The organism is Maritalea sp. S77 (assembly GCF_049801075.1).
Taxonomy (GTDB): Bacteria; Pseudomonadota; Alphaproteobacteria; order Rhizobiales; family Devosiaceae; genus Maritalea.
Map to the genome: position 1 here is coordinate 76,870 of NZ_JBNAGG010000003.1, position 13,768 is coordinate 90,637.

General features: G+C 53.1%; 11 protein-coding genes. 2 read left to right on the forward strand and 9 right to left on the reverse strand.

Features of this window, described 5'->3' with window-relative positions; genetic code table 11:
• Position 1: 1 nt before the first annotated feature.
• From ACP15Y_RS11200 to ACP15Y_RS11220, 5 genes are read right to left on the reverse strand one after another with little or no spacing between them, the layout of a single operon-like run.
• On the reverse strand, positions 2-853 hold the full coding sequence (locus ACP15Y_RS11200; protein ID WP_424983168.1) for a hydroxymethylglutaryl-CoA lyase: 852 nt from the start codon (positions 851-853) through the stop codon (positions 2-4).
• A complete protein-coding gene (locus tag ACP15Y_RS11205; protein ID WP_424983170.1) occupies positions 846-2,819 on the reverse strand; it encodes a biotin carboxylase N-terminal domain-containing protein in 1,974 nt (657 codons plus the stop codon). Before ACP15Y_RS11205 ends, ACP15Y_RS11200 begins: the two co-directional genes overlap by 8 nt.
• A 9-nt stretch (positions 2,820-2,828) precedes the next feature.
• Complete coding sequence (locus tag ACP15Y_RS11210) at positions 2,829-4,436, reverse strand: carboxyl transferase domain-containing protein (RefSeq protein ID WP_424983171.1); 1,608 nt, start codon at positions 4,434-4,436, stop codon at positions 2,829-2,831.
• A gap of 8 nt (positions 4,437-4,444) precedes the next feature.
• Positions 4,445-5,608, reverse strand: a complete 1,164-nt coding sequence (locus ACP15Y_RS11215) for an isovaleryl-CoA dehydrogenase (protein WP_424983172.1) — start codon at positions 5,606-5,608, stop codon at positions 4,445-4,447.
• Position 5,609: 1 nt separating this feature from the next.
• Positions 5,610-6,215 carry a TetR/AcrR family transcriptional regulator gene (locus tag ACP15Y_RS11220; protein ID WP_424983173.1) on the reverse strand — a complete coding sequence of 202 codons (606 nt, stop codon included), beginning with the start codon at positions 6,213-6,215 and terminating at the stop codon, positions 5,610-5,612.
• 201 nt (positions 6,216-6,416) lie between these two features.
• Here ACP15Y_RS11220 and ACP15Y_RS11225 point away from each other — a divergent pair, with 201 nt between their 5' ends.
• Both ACP15Y_RS11225 and rpiB read left to right on the forward strand, forming a co-directional pair.
• Complete coding sequence (locus tag ACP15Y_RS11225; protein WP_424983174.1) at positions 6,417-6,782, forward strand: DUF6693 family protein; 366 nt, start codon at positions 6,417-6,419, stop codon at positions 6,780-6,782.
• A 51-nt stretch (positions 6,783-6,833) separates the two neighbouring features.
• Complete coding sequence (rpiB, locus tag ACP15Y_RS11230) at positions 6,834-7,268, forward strand: ribose 5-phosphate isomerase B (RefSeq protein WP_424983176.1); 435 nt, start codon at positions 6,834-6,836, stop codon at positions 7,266-7,268.
• Here the strand turns inward: rpiB and ACP15Y_RS11235 are convergent.
• The 4 genes from ACP15Y_RS11235 to ACP15Y_RS11250 all read right to left on the reverse strand — a co-directional run bounded on the left by ACP15Y_RS11235 (position 7,258) and on the right by ACP15Y_RS11250 (position 13,759).
• On the reverse strand, positions 7,258-9,108 hold the full coding sequence (locus ACP15Y_RS11235) for a hypothetical protein (RefSeq protein WP_424983177.1): 1,851 nt from the start codon (positions 9,106-9,108) through the stop codon (positions 7,258-7,260). The genes rpiB and ACP15Y_RS11235 overlap by 11 nt on opposite strands.
• A 206-nt stretch (positions 9,109-9,314) precedes the next feature.
• Positions 9,315-11,141 carry a hypothetical protein gene (locus tag ACP15Y_RS11240; protein WP_424983179.1) on the reverse strand — a complete coding sequence of 609 codons (1,827 nt, stop codon included), beginning with the start codon at positions 11,139-11,141 and terminating at the stop codon, positions 9,315-9,317.
• 130 nt (positions 11,142-11,271) lie between these two features.
• Positions 11,272-12,378, reverse strand: coding sequence for a DUF2332 domain-containing protein (locus ACP15Y_RS11245; RefSeq protein WP_424983181.1), 1,107 nt, complete (start codon positions 12,376-12,378; stop codon positions 11,272-11,274).
• Between the two features lie 145 nt (positions 12,379-12,523).
• Complete coding sequence (locus ACP15Y_RS11250) at positions 12,524-13,759, reverse strand: phenylacetate--CoA ligase family protein (protein WP_424983183.1); 1,236 nt, start codon at positions 13,757-13,759, stop codon at positions 12,524-12,526.
• Between the last annotated feature and the right edge of the window lie 9 nt (positions 13,760-13,768).

The window sequence follows — 13,768 nt, forward strand, 5'->3', positions numbered from 1 at the left end:
TTTATCCCTTTAGGTTTTGGGCAAATTGGCTGGCTTTGGCGAGTTTTTCAAGGTCGAGGCCGGTGGCGAAGCCTTTGCTGCGCAAGAGGTTGGCGACTTTTTCGGTGGCGACATTGCCTTTGGCGCCGGGGGCGTAGGGGCAGCCACCGAGGCCGCCGACGGCGGCGTCGAAGGTGCGCAGGCCATAGCCGAGGCACACTTCGATATTGTCCAGCGCGCGGGCGTGGGTGTCGTGGAAGTGTCCGGCCAATTTTGCGATAGGGACGACTTGTTGCACCGCTTGTAGCATCAGGGATGTGGTTTCGGCGGTGGCGGCGCCAATGGTGTCGCCGAGGCTGATTTCATAGCAGCCCATATCATAAAGTGCTTTGGCGACGCGGGCGGTGTTTTCGGGCGGCGTGGGGCCGTCATAGGGGCAATCGGTGACGCAGGAGACATAGCCGCGCACGGGGATATTGTCTTTTCGAGCGGCGGCGAGCACGGGGGCAAAGCGATCTAGGCTCTCATCGATGGAGCAATTGATGTTTTTCTGGCTGAAGCCTTCCGAGGCCGAGGCGAAGATGGCGACTTCGTCAGCACGGGCGGCTTTTGCGCCTTCATAGCCGCGCAGATTGGGCGTGAGCGCCGCATAGGCGATGGCCGGGTTGCGATTAATGCCCGCCAGCACGTCTGCCGCGTCGGCCATTTGCGGCACCCATTTGGGCGAGACAAAGCTGGTGACTTCGATTTTACTGAAACCGCAATCGGACAGCAAATTCACCAGCTTGATTTTATCGGCGGTGTCGATCAGCTTTTTTTCATTTTGCAGCCCGTCGCGTGGGCCCATTTCAAAAATGGTAACGGGATCACTCATCTTCCGGCTCCAGCGTGACCAGCATCGCCCCATCTTGCACCTGATCGCCGAGGGACACCAGCACTTCGGCCACCACCCCATCGCGCGGCGCGGCGAGCGCGTGTTCCATTTTCATCGCCTCAATGGTGATCAGCTTGTCGCCCTTTTGCACCGCCTGCCCGGCTTTGGCCTTAAGGTCAACAATCGCCCCCGGCATGGGCGAGATCACATGGTCGCCGCTGGTGGCGTCTTCGGCCAATTCCACTTCGACAATGTCGAACTGGTGGCGTTGGCCATCGGCAAACAGGGTGAGCTGATTATGGGTCTGATGCAGCCGCATTTTTTGCTGGTGGTCACCGAAGTTCAGCACCAAGCGATCCCCGTCCAACTTGGCCGATTTCACCTCAACGGTTTGCTTGTCAAACCCAACTTTATAGGCACCCTCCAAAAGCTTGATGCGGCCGATGATTTCGCGGTCGGCGTGGTGCAGATGCAGGGGCAGGCTTTCGCCGGGCCAGGCGCGATAAGCAGGTACGCTCTGCCAGATATCGGCGCTGGGCTTTTGGGCCAGATTGCTGGCCACGATGAAGGCGGCGGCGATGGTTTCGGCGGGGAGCGGGGCAGGCTGGATCAGCGCGTCGAGATCGCGGTCAATCAGGCCCGTATCCACCTTGCCTTGCGCAAAATCCTGATGTTCGGTGAGGGCTTTCAGAAAGTCCTTATTGGTGACCAGCCCGACAATTTCGCTATTGCCCAAGGCCTTGTTGAGCTTTTGCAAGGCTTCCGCCCGGTCATTGGCGTGCACAATGATTTTGGCAATCATCGGATCGTAAAAGGGCGAGATTTCATCGCCGGTGGCCACCCCGGAATCAATGCGGGCGGTTTGGTCATCCAGCGCCAAATGCTGCAATTTGCCGGTGGCGGGGAGAAAGCCTTTGGGCACATCCTCGGCATAGAGGCGGGCTTCGAAGGCCCATCCATTGATGCGCAACTCCTCCTGCGCCATGGGCAGATGTTCTCCGCTGGCGACGCGCAATTGCCAGGCCACCAGATCCTGTCCGGTGATCAGCTCGGTGACCGGATGCTCGACCTGCAGGCGGGTGTTCATTTCCATAAAATAGAAGCCGTTCGGGTTGAGCCCGTTGGCGGCATCGATGATAAATTCCACCGTGCCAGCGCCGGAATAATTGATGGCTTTGGCCGCACGGACAGCCGCCTCGCCCATGGCGTTGCGCATCTCTTCGGTCATGCCCGGCGCGGGGGCTTCTTCAATCACCTTTTGGTGCCGGCGTTGCAGCGAGCAATCGCGCTCGAACAGATGGACGGCATTGCCATGATCGTCGCCAAAGACCTGAATTTCGATGTGGCGCGGGGTGGTGATGTATTTTTCAATCAGTACCCGCGGATCACCAAAGCTGGACTGGCCCTCGCGTATGGCCCCTTCCAGCGCCGAGGCGAAATCCTTCGGGTCATCCACACGGCGCATGCCTTTGCCGCCGCCGCCCGCGCGGGCTTTGATCAGCACCGGATAGCCGATCTTTTCGGCTTCTGCCGCGAGGAAATCTGCGTCCTGATTGTCGCCATGATAGCCGGGCACCACGGGCACGCCAGCTTCCTCCATCAACGCCTTGGCCGCATCCTTCAGGCCCATTTTACGGATCTCATCGGCAGAGGGGCCGATAAAGCGGATATTGTTGGCTTCTAGCGCTTCCACAAAGTCCGGATTTTCCGAGAGAAAGCCATAGCCCGGATGCACTGCTTCCACGCCCGTGCGCTTGACGATCTCAATGATCTTGTCGGCCTTCAAATAGCTTTCCGCCACAGGGCTGGGGCCGATATGATAGGCTTCATCCGCCATGTGCACATGCTGGGCATTCGCGTCTGCATCAGAATAGATGGCGACACATTGGATGCCCATCTGCTGCGCAGTGCGCATGACGCGACAGGCAATTTCACCCCGGTTGGCAATCAGAATTTTTTTAAACATGCGCAACTCCTACATTCTGAAGAGGCCGAATTGCGTGTCCGCAATTGGGGCATTGAGGGACGCGCTGAGGGAGAGCGCGAGTTGATCGCGGGTGCGGGCGGGGTGGATGATGCCATCGTCCCAGAGGCGGGCGGATGCGTAGAGTGGGTGGGACTGGGTTTCAAACTGATCGATGATCGGTTGTTTGAACTGCTGTTCTTCTTCCGCTGACCATTCAACGCCTTTGCGCTCCAGCCCGTCGCGGCGGACGGTGGCGAGAACGCCTGCGGCCTGTTCGCCGCCCATCACCGAGATACGGGAATTGGGCCATGTCCACAAAAAACGTGGCTGATAGGCGCGGCCGCACATGCCATAATTGCCGGCGCCGAAAGAGCCGCCCACCAGAACGGTGATTTTCGGCACCGAGGTGGTGGCCACGGCGGTCACCAGCTTGGCGCCATTTTTGGCGATGCCTTCATTTTCATATTTGCGGCCAACCATAAAGCCGGTGATGTTTTGCAAAAACACCAGCGGGATTTTGCGCTGGGAGCACAGCTCCACAAAGTGTGCGCCTTTAACGGCGCTTTCGGAGAAAAGCACGCCATTATTGGCGATGATGCCCACCGGCATGCCGTGAATATGGGCGAAGCCGCAGACCAGCGTGGTGCCATAGCGGGCTTTAAATTCTTCAAAACGCGAGCCATCGACCACGCGGGCGATCACCTCGCGAATATCATAGGGCGTTTTCAAATCGCCAGGCACCACGCCGATGATCTCATTGGGATCATAAAGCGGGTCTTCGGGCGCTTGGGTGAGCAGGCTTGATGGTTTTTGCCGATTGAGATTGGCCACGGCTTCGCGGGCCAATTGCAGGGCATGTTCGTCATTTTCAGCCAGATGATCGGCAACGCCGGAGAGGCGCGTATGCACATCGCCGCCGCCCAAATCTTCCGCGGTGACCACTTCGCCGGTGGCGGCTTTCACCAAGGGCGGGCCGGCAAGGAAAATCGTGCCTTGGTTTTTGACGATGATGGTTTCGTCCGACATGGCAGGCACATAGGCACCACCGGCGGTGCAAGACCCCATCACCACCGCGATTTGCGCGATGCCGCGCGCGGACATATTGGCTTGATTGTAAAAAATCCGGCCAAAATGATCGCGGTCAGCAAAGACTTCATCCTGATTCGGCAGGTTGGCCCCGCCGCTATCCACCAGATAAACGCAGGGCAAATGGTTTTCGAGGGCGATTTCTTGCGCCCGCAAATGTTTTTTGACGGTCATGGGATAATAGGTGCCGCCCTTAACGGTGGCGTCGTTGCACACCACCATCACCTCCTGCCCGGCCACGCGGCCAATGCCGGTGATCAGGCCCGCGCCGGGGGCATCGCCATTGTAAAGGCCATGAGCAGCCGTGGCGCCGACTTCCAGAAAGGGCGAGCCGGGATCGAGCAATTTGGCCACCCGATCACGCGGCAGCAATTTGCCGCGCGAGGTGTGGCGCTCACGCGATTTTTCGCCGCCGCCCTGCCGGGCGATTTCAACCGCGTCTTCAATCTGCGCCATCTGATTCAGCAGCGCTTTTTGATTGGTTTTAAAGCTCTCTGACGCGGTGGAGATTTGGGATTTAATGACCGCCATTTTGCCCTCTATTTCGTTTCCACGAACATTTCGCGGCCGATCAACATGCGGCGAATTTCGCTGGTGCCTGCGCCGATCTCATAAAGCTTCGCATCGCGCAGTAAGCGGCCTGTTGGATATTCATTGATGTAGCCATTGCCGCCCAAAAGCTGGATGCCATCCAAGGCGCATTGGGTTGCTTTTTCCGCCGAATAAAGAATACAGCCTGCGGCATCTTTGCGGGTGGTTTCGCCGCGGTCGCAGGCTTGCGCCACGGCATAAACATAGGCGCGGCTGGCGTTCATGGTGGAATAAATATCGGCCAATTTGCCCTGCACCAATTGGAACTCGCCAATGGCCTGGTTAAATTGCTTGCGCTCATGTACATAAGGGACGGCGACATCCAGCACCGCATGCATAATGCCCACAGGGCCAGCGGCGAGCACGACGCGCTCATAGTCCAACCCGGACATCAAAACGCGCACGCCTTTGTTCAATTCGCCCAGAATGTTTTCTTCCGGCACAAAACAATCTTTAAACACCAGCTCACAGGTGTTTGAGCCGCGCATGCCCAGCTTGTCGAGCTTTTGCGCGGTGGAGAATCCCTCCATGCCTTTTTCGATGATAAAGGCGGTGATGCCTTTGGAATGGGCTTCGGGATCGGTTTTGGCATAAACCACCAGCGTATCCGCATCGGGGCCATTGGTGATCCACATTTTGTTGCCGGTGAGGCTATAGCCGCCCTCAACCTTTTTGGCGCGAAGCTGCATGGACACCACGTCTGACCCGGCGCCGGGTTCGGACATAGCCAAGGCGCCCACATGATCGCCGGAGATCAGCTTGGGCAGATATTTTTCCTTCTGCGCCTGGGTGCCGTTGCGGTAAATCTGGTTGACGCAGAGATTGGAGTGCGCGCCATAAGACAAGCCAACCGAGGCCGAAGCGCGGCTGATTTCTTCCACGATCACGCAGTGGGCCAAATAGCCCATTTCCACGCCGCCAAATTCTTCCGACACGGTGACGCCCAACAGGCCCAGCTCGCCAAATTCTTTCCAAAGCTCGTTGGGAAACTCGTTGGTTTCGTCGATCTTGGCCGCCATGGGCGCAATGCGATCCTGCGCGAAGCGGTGCACCATTTCGCGCAAGGCTTCGATATCTTCCCCAAGGGCGAAATTCATTCCGGTTGTGAACATTTCAGTGTCCTCCACTTAAGGTGATGCCCACAGATTGGCACACCAATTGAACGTAAATATCTTCGATTTTTTGTTGGCTCAGCCGCCCCTGCTCGCGGTACCAGGTGGTGACCCCGGTGAGTTGGGCAAGAATGGCCATCGCGGCGACATGGGTGTCAGCCAGATTGAACTGCCCCGCCATTTGCCCGGCGGCGAGAATGTTTTTCGGAATCGCCTCATATTGGCGACGCAAGGCTTCAATTTTCTTGAAATTGTCCGGCTCAAGATTGCGCAGTTCCATATAGGAGATGAACACTTGGTCGGGCCGTTTCAGGTGATATTGGATGTGGAAACGGACAAAAGCTTCGAGCTGTTGCGCCGGGTCTTTCGGCAGCTCCATGTCGCTCCATGCATCCAACAGCGCTTGCATATGATCGGCCAGCAAGTTGGTGAGCAGCGCCTGCTTGTTGGGGCAATGATTATAAAGCGCCCCGGCCTGCACCCCGACTTCCAGGGCAATCTCGCGCATGGACACGGCGGCATAGCCCTTTTTCGCAAAGAGCTTCAGCGCCACTTCATCAATGCGCTTTGCGGTTTCTTGCCCGTTGGACCCCTGAGTGCGCGCCAAAATCGCCTCGCTTAATTAAATGAACGTTTGTTTATTTAACACGATGCAGGACGGGTGGCAAGGGGGATGGGGTGTGGGGAGGAACTCAACCGAGGTAGTGAACTTCGCATGAGCAAACAATTTGGCTATTCAATTGCCCCACTTGACTGCAAGCAACTTTCAACACTTAATTAGATTTTGGTTTAAATTATATGGGTTTTTATGGAATTGGCGCAAAATGATATTCGAACGAGCAACTTTCAAAAATTACAATGCGAATATTCGCTTCTCGAGGCGTTAGGATTTGTAATTCTTTGGCTAATTTTAAGTGTTATCACGCTGGGAATTGGCAGCTTCTTTGCAATTTATTACTTCTACAAGACAGTTTTAAACAAGACCTATATCGTCGATCTTGATGGCCGCAAGATAGGTAAACTTACATGTGATCTTAATCTTGCGGAGGTAATTGGCCACATCCTTATTTGGATTTTACTTACTATCGTCACTCTAGGTATTGGTCTGATATTTTACGCTTTTCGAACATTCCGAATGGTTATAAACCGTACCGAAATCACATCATTGCGCTAGGCACATTTCGTCTCCCTAGTCTGCAATAACACCTGACAAGGGAGAGTTAAGGTGAAAATCGCAATTGGCACTGATCACGCTGGATATCGCTACAAGGAGAAGATCAAAGGTTTTTTGACAGAGGCTGGGCATGAGGTGCAGGATTTTGGCACCTTTAGTGATGAGTCTTGTGACTATCCGGACTTTATTTTCCCGGTTGCCAAGGCGGTTGCCGCAGGGGATTTTGAGCGCGGGATTGTGTTGGGCGGTTCGGGCAATGGTGAAGCCATTGCAGCCAACAAGGTTAAAGGTATTCGTTGCGCGGTGTGCTGGAACACGCTTTCAGCCGAGATGGCGCGGCGGCATAATGATGCCAATGTGCTCTCGCTTGGGGAGCGCATGATCTATGAAGATCAGCTTGAAGCGATTGTGACCACGTGGCTGGAAACGCCGTTTGATGGTGGTCGGCACGAGCGGCGCATCCAGAAGATTGAAGCTAGTTCTTAAGATCGTAATTCACGTCTTTGACTTCGAAATAGCGTTTTAGCTGCTCGATATCTTTCACCAAAAATTGCAGCATGGGCACTGGCACCGCATTGTTCTTTGCCGCAATTTTGACCGAGAGGTCCCGCTCGCCTGCGGCAATATCTTCAAGAATAGCTTCCAGCTCATCTTCGGTCAGGTCAGGAAATATGTAGTTCGAAAAGGTTTCGGAATATCTTTCCATCGCAATTTCGAGCTCGTCAGTTTCTGCATCCGTGTCTTCTTGCTGATCTTCTTCGGGATCCGAAGGTAAATTCATTGAAGCCGCCACATCCTGAAACAATTCATACAACTCGCCGTCGGTAGCAACGTTAAGTGAAACCTGATCAAGCTTCAAAGTCAGCAAACTTGTAATTATGACTTCTGGCACATCCGAAAATAAGAGTTCCGTTGCCCCTTCAAATTGGGCCGTAAATGTGAAATCCATCATGGGATCGCCCAACAATGAGAATTCGTTTATGTGAAGCTGTTCTGATGTCTTGAGCCAACCTAAGTCGACAACAACGCCAAGCGATATGTTTTTAAGCATCGAAATTGGATCATCAGGCTCCAAATCGAAGTTATCGCTTTCACCCCCTAGTCGGCGCTTAAAATCAAAAATTTCTGCCCTCACTCGAGTGGGTTTTGCCTGAAAATAGTCGCCTAGCGCGACTGCGAATTTTCCAACTCGACTAACAATTTCGCCAGCCTCTCGAGTTTGAAAATTGATCACCTCAAATCCACTAAACTCCGGCATAAAGATGTAAGGTTGACTGACCAGAAGCTCCGCCCAATCCACATCTGTCAAAGCGCTTATGCGCTCGATGGCAGGATTGATATCCAATGTGCCAAACCGTACTCGGTCCAACGAAATTCCGGAATTCGAGTATGGTCCATTATCGATAACAAGATCATTTATTAAAACGTCATCAAACCGTCCATCGACTACGGTACCCAGCGCGATGGACCCAACGGAAATGGTTGCAAGTCCAATTTCTTCCGATGTGTTACATACGGTTTCTTCTGCAGTTAGACTTCGAAAATTCATCGTCAAAAATTCAGAAATCGTTGCATCGATAACGAGCGAAGAAAACTGATCAGAATACAAATACTCCTCATCTTCCACGCCGTGGCTTAGAAATGCCACGGTGACATCGCCCGGTACGTCTGTGATCTTTGGGGAGACTGGGCCTTCCATTATGACATTTTCCCCTTCGCAGTTTGCGTCGACGCTACTAAAGCGAAATTTGGCGACCTTGGCTTGGTCAAATAGGTTGGCGTCCGCGTCGGCGCTTTCGGTGAACATGCCTTTTTCTAAAAAGAAACCGATCAGATCGAGATTTTGAAATTCAACATCGAAAGAACTGTTGCGATCGTCGGACGCCACATCGTCCATGCCGCTGAATGAGCTGACGCTTTCTCGATAGGTGATGACTTTGGCGCTTTCGGCGCGGCCTTCGACCAACTGATTGAGTTGCACTTGCTCGAAATCCACTTGGTTGAGGGTCACATACCCATCAGCGGCCAACCGTACGTCGATTTGAATATGTTCGATGTCAATGCTGTCTGCGTTCAACAATTGCCGAATTTGCGCCACATCGCCCGCATCAAGTGCGGCGAAGATTTCTTCTTGCGTGATGGCGCTGCCTGCAATCTTTAGGTCTGAAATTTTGATCGTGTACCGGACATCATCAACCGGCAAATCGAGTTGGATGTCTTTCTCATAGGCAAATTCAGTTGGCGTTTGCGCTTTTGAAATGACAGGAAAAAGCAGCAGCAGATGGACCACAATAAATAGAAATAGCGCTGCAAAAAAGCGAATCATTGTTGGCTCCGGAAAATATCAAATAAAGTATGATCTATGTTTTGACAGAATTTAAATGACTTTTCAAACACACCAAACAGACAAAATGTCTCGCCATTGGGCTTTCTACTTATGCGGCTCAGACATTCCGTACGGTGCGCGGCACAACATGCCTTAAAAAAGGCCGCCCATTGGGCGGCCTTCTTAATTGCTTTGGTACAGGTGATCTATTCAAGGGTTGAATTGAGATCAACAAAGTCCAACAATTTGGTTGGGTCTGATTGCAGCATCATCATTTGCGGCATACCGAGGCCGGAATTTGATTTTGCTTTCAGGTTCACATTGATCTTTTTGTTGCCGCCGAGGAAGGCTGCAACATGTTCGCCCAATTGAACAGCTGAATCGGTGCCGCCCAACATGCCGACAATCATGCCCTGAGACATTGCTGTGACTTGGTTGGCGAATGCTTCAACTGGCGCGCCTTGTTCTGCGGCCGCTTGGGCAAGTGCCAACTGAACCAAACCTTCATCATCGATCATCAGGTTCAAATCAGTCACAGCCAATGACATGGCAGACATCATGGCCATTTGCGGATCGTTGGCAAACAATGCTTCAGTTGCGCCACCGATGGTGCCTTTGATTTCGACAGTGCCCATTTCTTTGATGGCAGCAGTCAATGTGTTCACATTGATTGTTTGGGCCTCGGCATTCCAATCAAGGTCGGCGACAAATCCCATATTGATTTTTTCAAAGCCAGCATCGATGAGTTGTTGAACACCCTCTTCATCGCTTTGCGCCGGCAGATCGGCTTGAATCGCAATCGCTTCGATGCGGATATCTGCCGGGATGCCATTTTGATATTGCGCCAATGTCACGTCGAACAAATCAACTGAACCTGTGACACGGCCTGACTCGTCATCCTCATTTGGCACATCAAACGCCATGCCGCTGAAGGAGAAGCCTTTGATTGACGGGATCAAACCACGCATATTCGCCTCGAACCATTCTTCGGTATAGTCAGAAGCTTCGCCGAGTTTTTCAAAGGTTGGGCCGAAATCAATTTCTTTGAAGGTGAAATTGTCGATCGCGAATGTGCCCGCTTCGTCGCCTTCAACCACCACGTCAATGTCGCTCACGCTAAAGGCGGGATAAATGCCATTGCCAAATGCGCCAACGGAAATCTCGCCCGTGGAGAAGGTGAACTTTTGATCGTCTTCTTGGCCCGAACAGGAAATCCCGTCCATTGTTGTGGTGTCTGACTCAAAGCCATAAAGCAACTGCGCGTAGAAATTGATGATGTTGCTGATTTGCGCCTGGGTTGGCTTGCTCTGTTCAGCCGCTTCCAATTCTTCAATCATGCTGGTGAGTTTAGCCATATCCATGGCAGAAGGCTTTGCCCGGAATGTGCCTGACCGTGCCGCACCAAATTCACAGGAGAATACTTCTGAAGTCAAAGAACCGCCTGCCAAGCTATAGCTTTCATAAACGGTTTCAAATTCATCCGTCTTTTCGACTTCGATCATCCCATAGGCACCCAAAAGTGCAGGCAAGTTCAATGCAGCGATTTCGCTCATCCCATAGGTGAAATCAACTTCATCCATGGGATTGTCTTCCATGCCGGACGACCCAAATTCGCCAAGCGTTTCGCCAACCGACGCTTTGGCGGCTACGCCGTCCCTCACATCTTCCAAGATGATTTCTTTGAACACCATTTCATTGGTGGTGGACACATCTTCCACGGTGACTTCATAAGAGAATCGCAACTCAGGAATGCGCACACGGTCAGCGTTCAAGCCTGCCAACTGGTCAGCATTTTCTTTAATTTTGCCGGTCAAAATTTCGCGCAGCGTAACTTCATCCATATTGGCATTTGTCAAATCGATCGCGCCCACTTCCACCTTGTGGGTGATGCTCGACATGGATTTTTCCATGGTCGTTTCGGTGCTGGTGTCTTGTGCCACAACTGGGCTAGCGGCCCCAATTGAAATGGCCGCTACAGACGCGACAAGCATGGATTTAAGCGGTTTGCGACCGCGTGAGATGAGTTGCGGCATGATGGGGTCTCCCTTAAGGCGCATCAAAATTCATTTTTATGTTATGCACTTAGCAAACAATTATGACATCAACTTAGCAAGTGATAAGGCGAAAGTTTGTTCGCGTTCAGAAGCATATGGTTTCTTAAATTTAAACGTCAACCTCTTGCAGCTTAAGCGCTTTTGGGTGGATATGCCAAGAGACCCAGCGTCCATGGGCATCAACACGCCCCAATTCGACCGCTTTGCCACTGGGCCAAACTTGTTGCGAGATCGCAAATCCGGGCTTGTTGCCATCCACTTCTAATTGCAGCCAAACAAGGGGCTTATCCTCATTTGCCTCGCGTCCTCTTTCGATCAACAGGTTGCGAATCTCCTGCTGCGCTTCAGGCGGAAAATACTGGAAGGCCACGGTGTTATACACCACATGAAGATGGCCCGGCGTCATTTTGAACAATTGCTGCTTCAACCAATTTGCCGCGTCTAGCTTGTCGACTTTGATCGCCAATTGGGAGGCCAATTCTATGGCTTTTTCTGTGCGCTCAACACGCTCGGCTTGGTCTGGCCAAATATAGGACATCAGCCGCCCCCTGCCTTCCGGTGTCGCCACATCGAGTGGATTGAGATCACAACCCGCACGGTGGCGAATATCAATTGCGACATGCGGTGGGGTTGGTCCCTCCCAATCGGGGTGCAGGGTGAAAGGCGCGGTGTTGGGACCATAGTTCTGACCGGCAAAGCGATAAGCGAACTTATCTAGCGCCAGATTGAGCCCTGCGCTTGACCCCATTTCATAAAGCCTTATGGGTAAATTATGACTGACGGACAGATGCAAAAGTGCTGGCATCAATCCATTTGCCCGACGGACTTCATTGGTTTGCGGGGCAAACTCAAGTTGTGCCAAAATCCGATCCTCAAATGCCAAAACCGCTTCGTCCAAAACCTGCCAAAAAGCGGCATCAAGCGTTTGTGCATGGTGAGGCGGATAGGCTGCGGTTAGGCCGAGCGCTTGGCCCGACCGTGCCAAGCTGTTGAGCGCGCCGCACAGGCGCAAGGGCACCGAATGCCCGCGATAGCTCACATCTCCGGGCCAATTGGCCAGCATCTGTTCTAACGCTTGTGATGAAAATGAGTTTGCCGCCATCAATGTGCAGAGCTGCGCCGTGAACGGAGAGCCAAGGGCGGCGCAAGCCTCCGCCTGCATCTCACACGCTTCGTTGAACTTTGCGCGTTGGGCTAGAATTTGAGGATTGCTCATTTACCATCTCCTTTGCTAAATGCGCAGAGCATGGCGAAAAGCCGCAAAAGATCAAATCTAATGAACAGTATTTATACGCATCAATGTCCAGTTAAGCGCAAATTTTTGCAATTGGCATAGTATTTATACTGAAATTTCTGGCACGTTAAACGCCAAGTACCCTTTTATCTTCAATTACCTTGCCATCATTGGGCAACGCATTGGGCGACACGACTTGAATATCGGCCCGGAGGCGCGTTTCGGCCCGCATGGTTTGGGCAATATCGTCGAGAAGACCAGGGGCGACATTTTCGATTTCGCACAGCAAGGTCATTTGGTCTTTGCCCTCCTGCTCAGTCACTTCCAACCGGGCACGGCCCACTTGCGGATAGGCTTTAACCACGCGTGCAATTTGTTGCGGATGCACGAACATGCCGCGCACTTTGGTGGTTTGGTCTGCACGGCCCAGCCAGCCTTTGAGCCGCCCATTGGTGCGACCGCAATCGGATTGGCCCGGCAGGGTGGCGGACAAATCGCCCGTGGCAAAGCGGATCAATGGATAGGTGGGGTTAAAGATGCTGACCACCACTTCGCCCACCTCGCCTTCATTAACCGGATCGCCTGTGCCGGGGCGGACAATTTCCACGAGGCAATCTTCGGCGATCACCAAGCCTTCGCCTTCCGTTTCATAGGCGATGAGGCCCAATTCGGCGGTGCCGTAACATTGGCGCACATCAATATTTTCACCTTGATAAAATTCGCGCATGGCCGGGAATAGCGGACCGCCGGACACGAGGGCGTGTTTGACGCTTTTTATGTCTTTGCCCAAGCCCTTGGCTTTTTCCAAAATGATTTGCAAAAAGTCTGGCGTGCCCACATAGCCCGAAATTTGGAAATGGTTGAACGCATCCACCAGCGTTTCGGTGTTGCCCACCCCGGCCGGGAACACGGTGGCGCCGAGTTTGGCAGCTGCTTCATCAAACATAAAACCCGCAGGGGTGAGATGATAAGAAAAGCAATTGGCGATCAGATCGCCCTGGCGCATGCCCGCGGCATAAAGTGCAGAAGCCATACGCCACGGATCCTCAATATTGGCTTGCGGCTCGACAATGGGACCGGGGGAGAAAAACACCCGCTTGATGGCCGCTTTATCGGTGGCAATGCCGCCAAATAAATCGCGCTCTGCCTGCAAAGTCACCAAATCGCTTTTGCGCAAAATGGGCAGTTTGGCCAAATCGTCCCGTGACTGGATGGTTTCGGGATCAATGCCTTCAAGCGCTTCCTGCCAATAGGCGGAATTGGCTCTGGCATGGGCCAATTGTTTGCGCAACTTGGCCATGAGGCCAGACTGGCGGAACAGCGGATCTTGCGCTTCGGCTTTGTCGAAATAGGCTTGGGTCATGGCACTCAC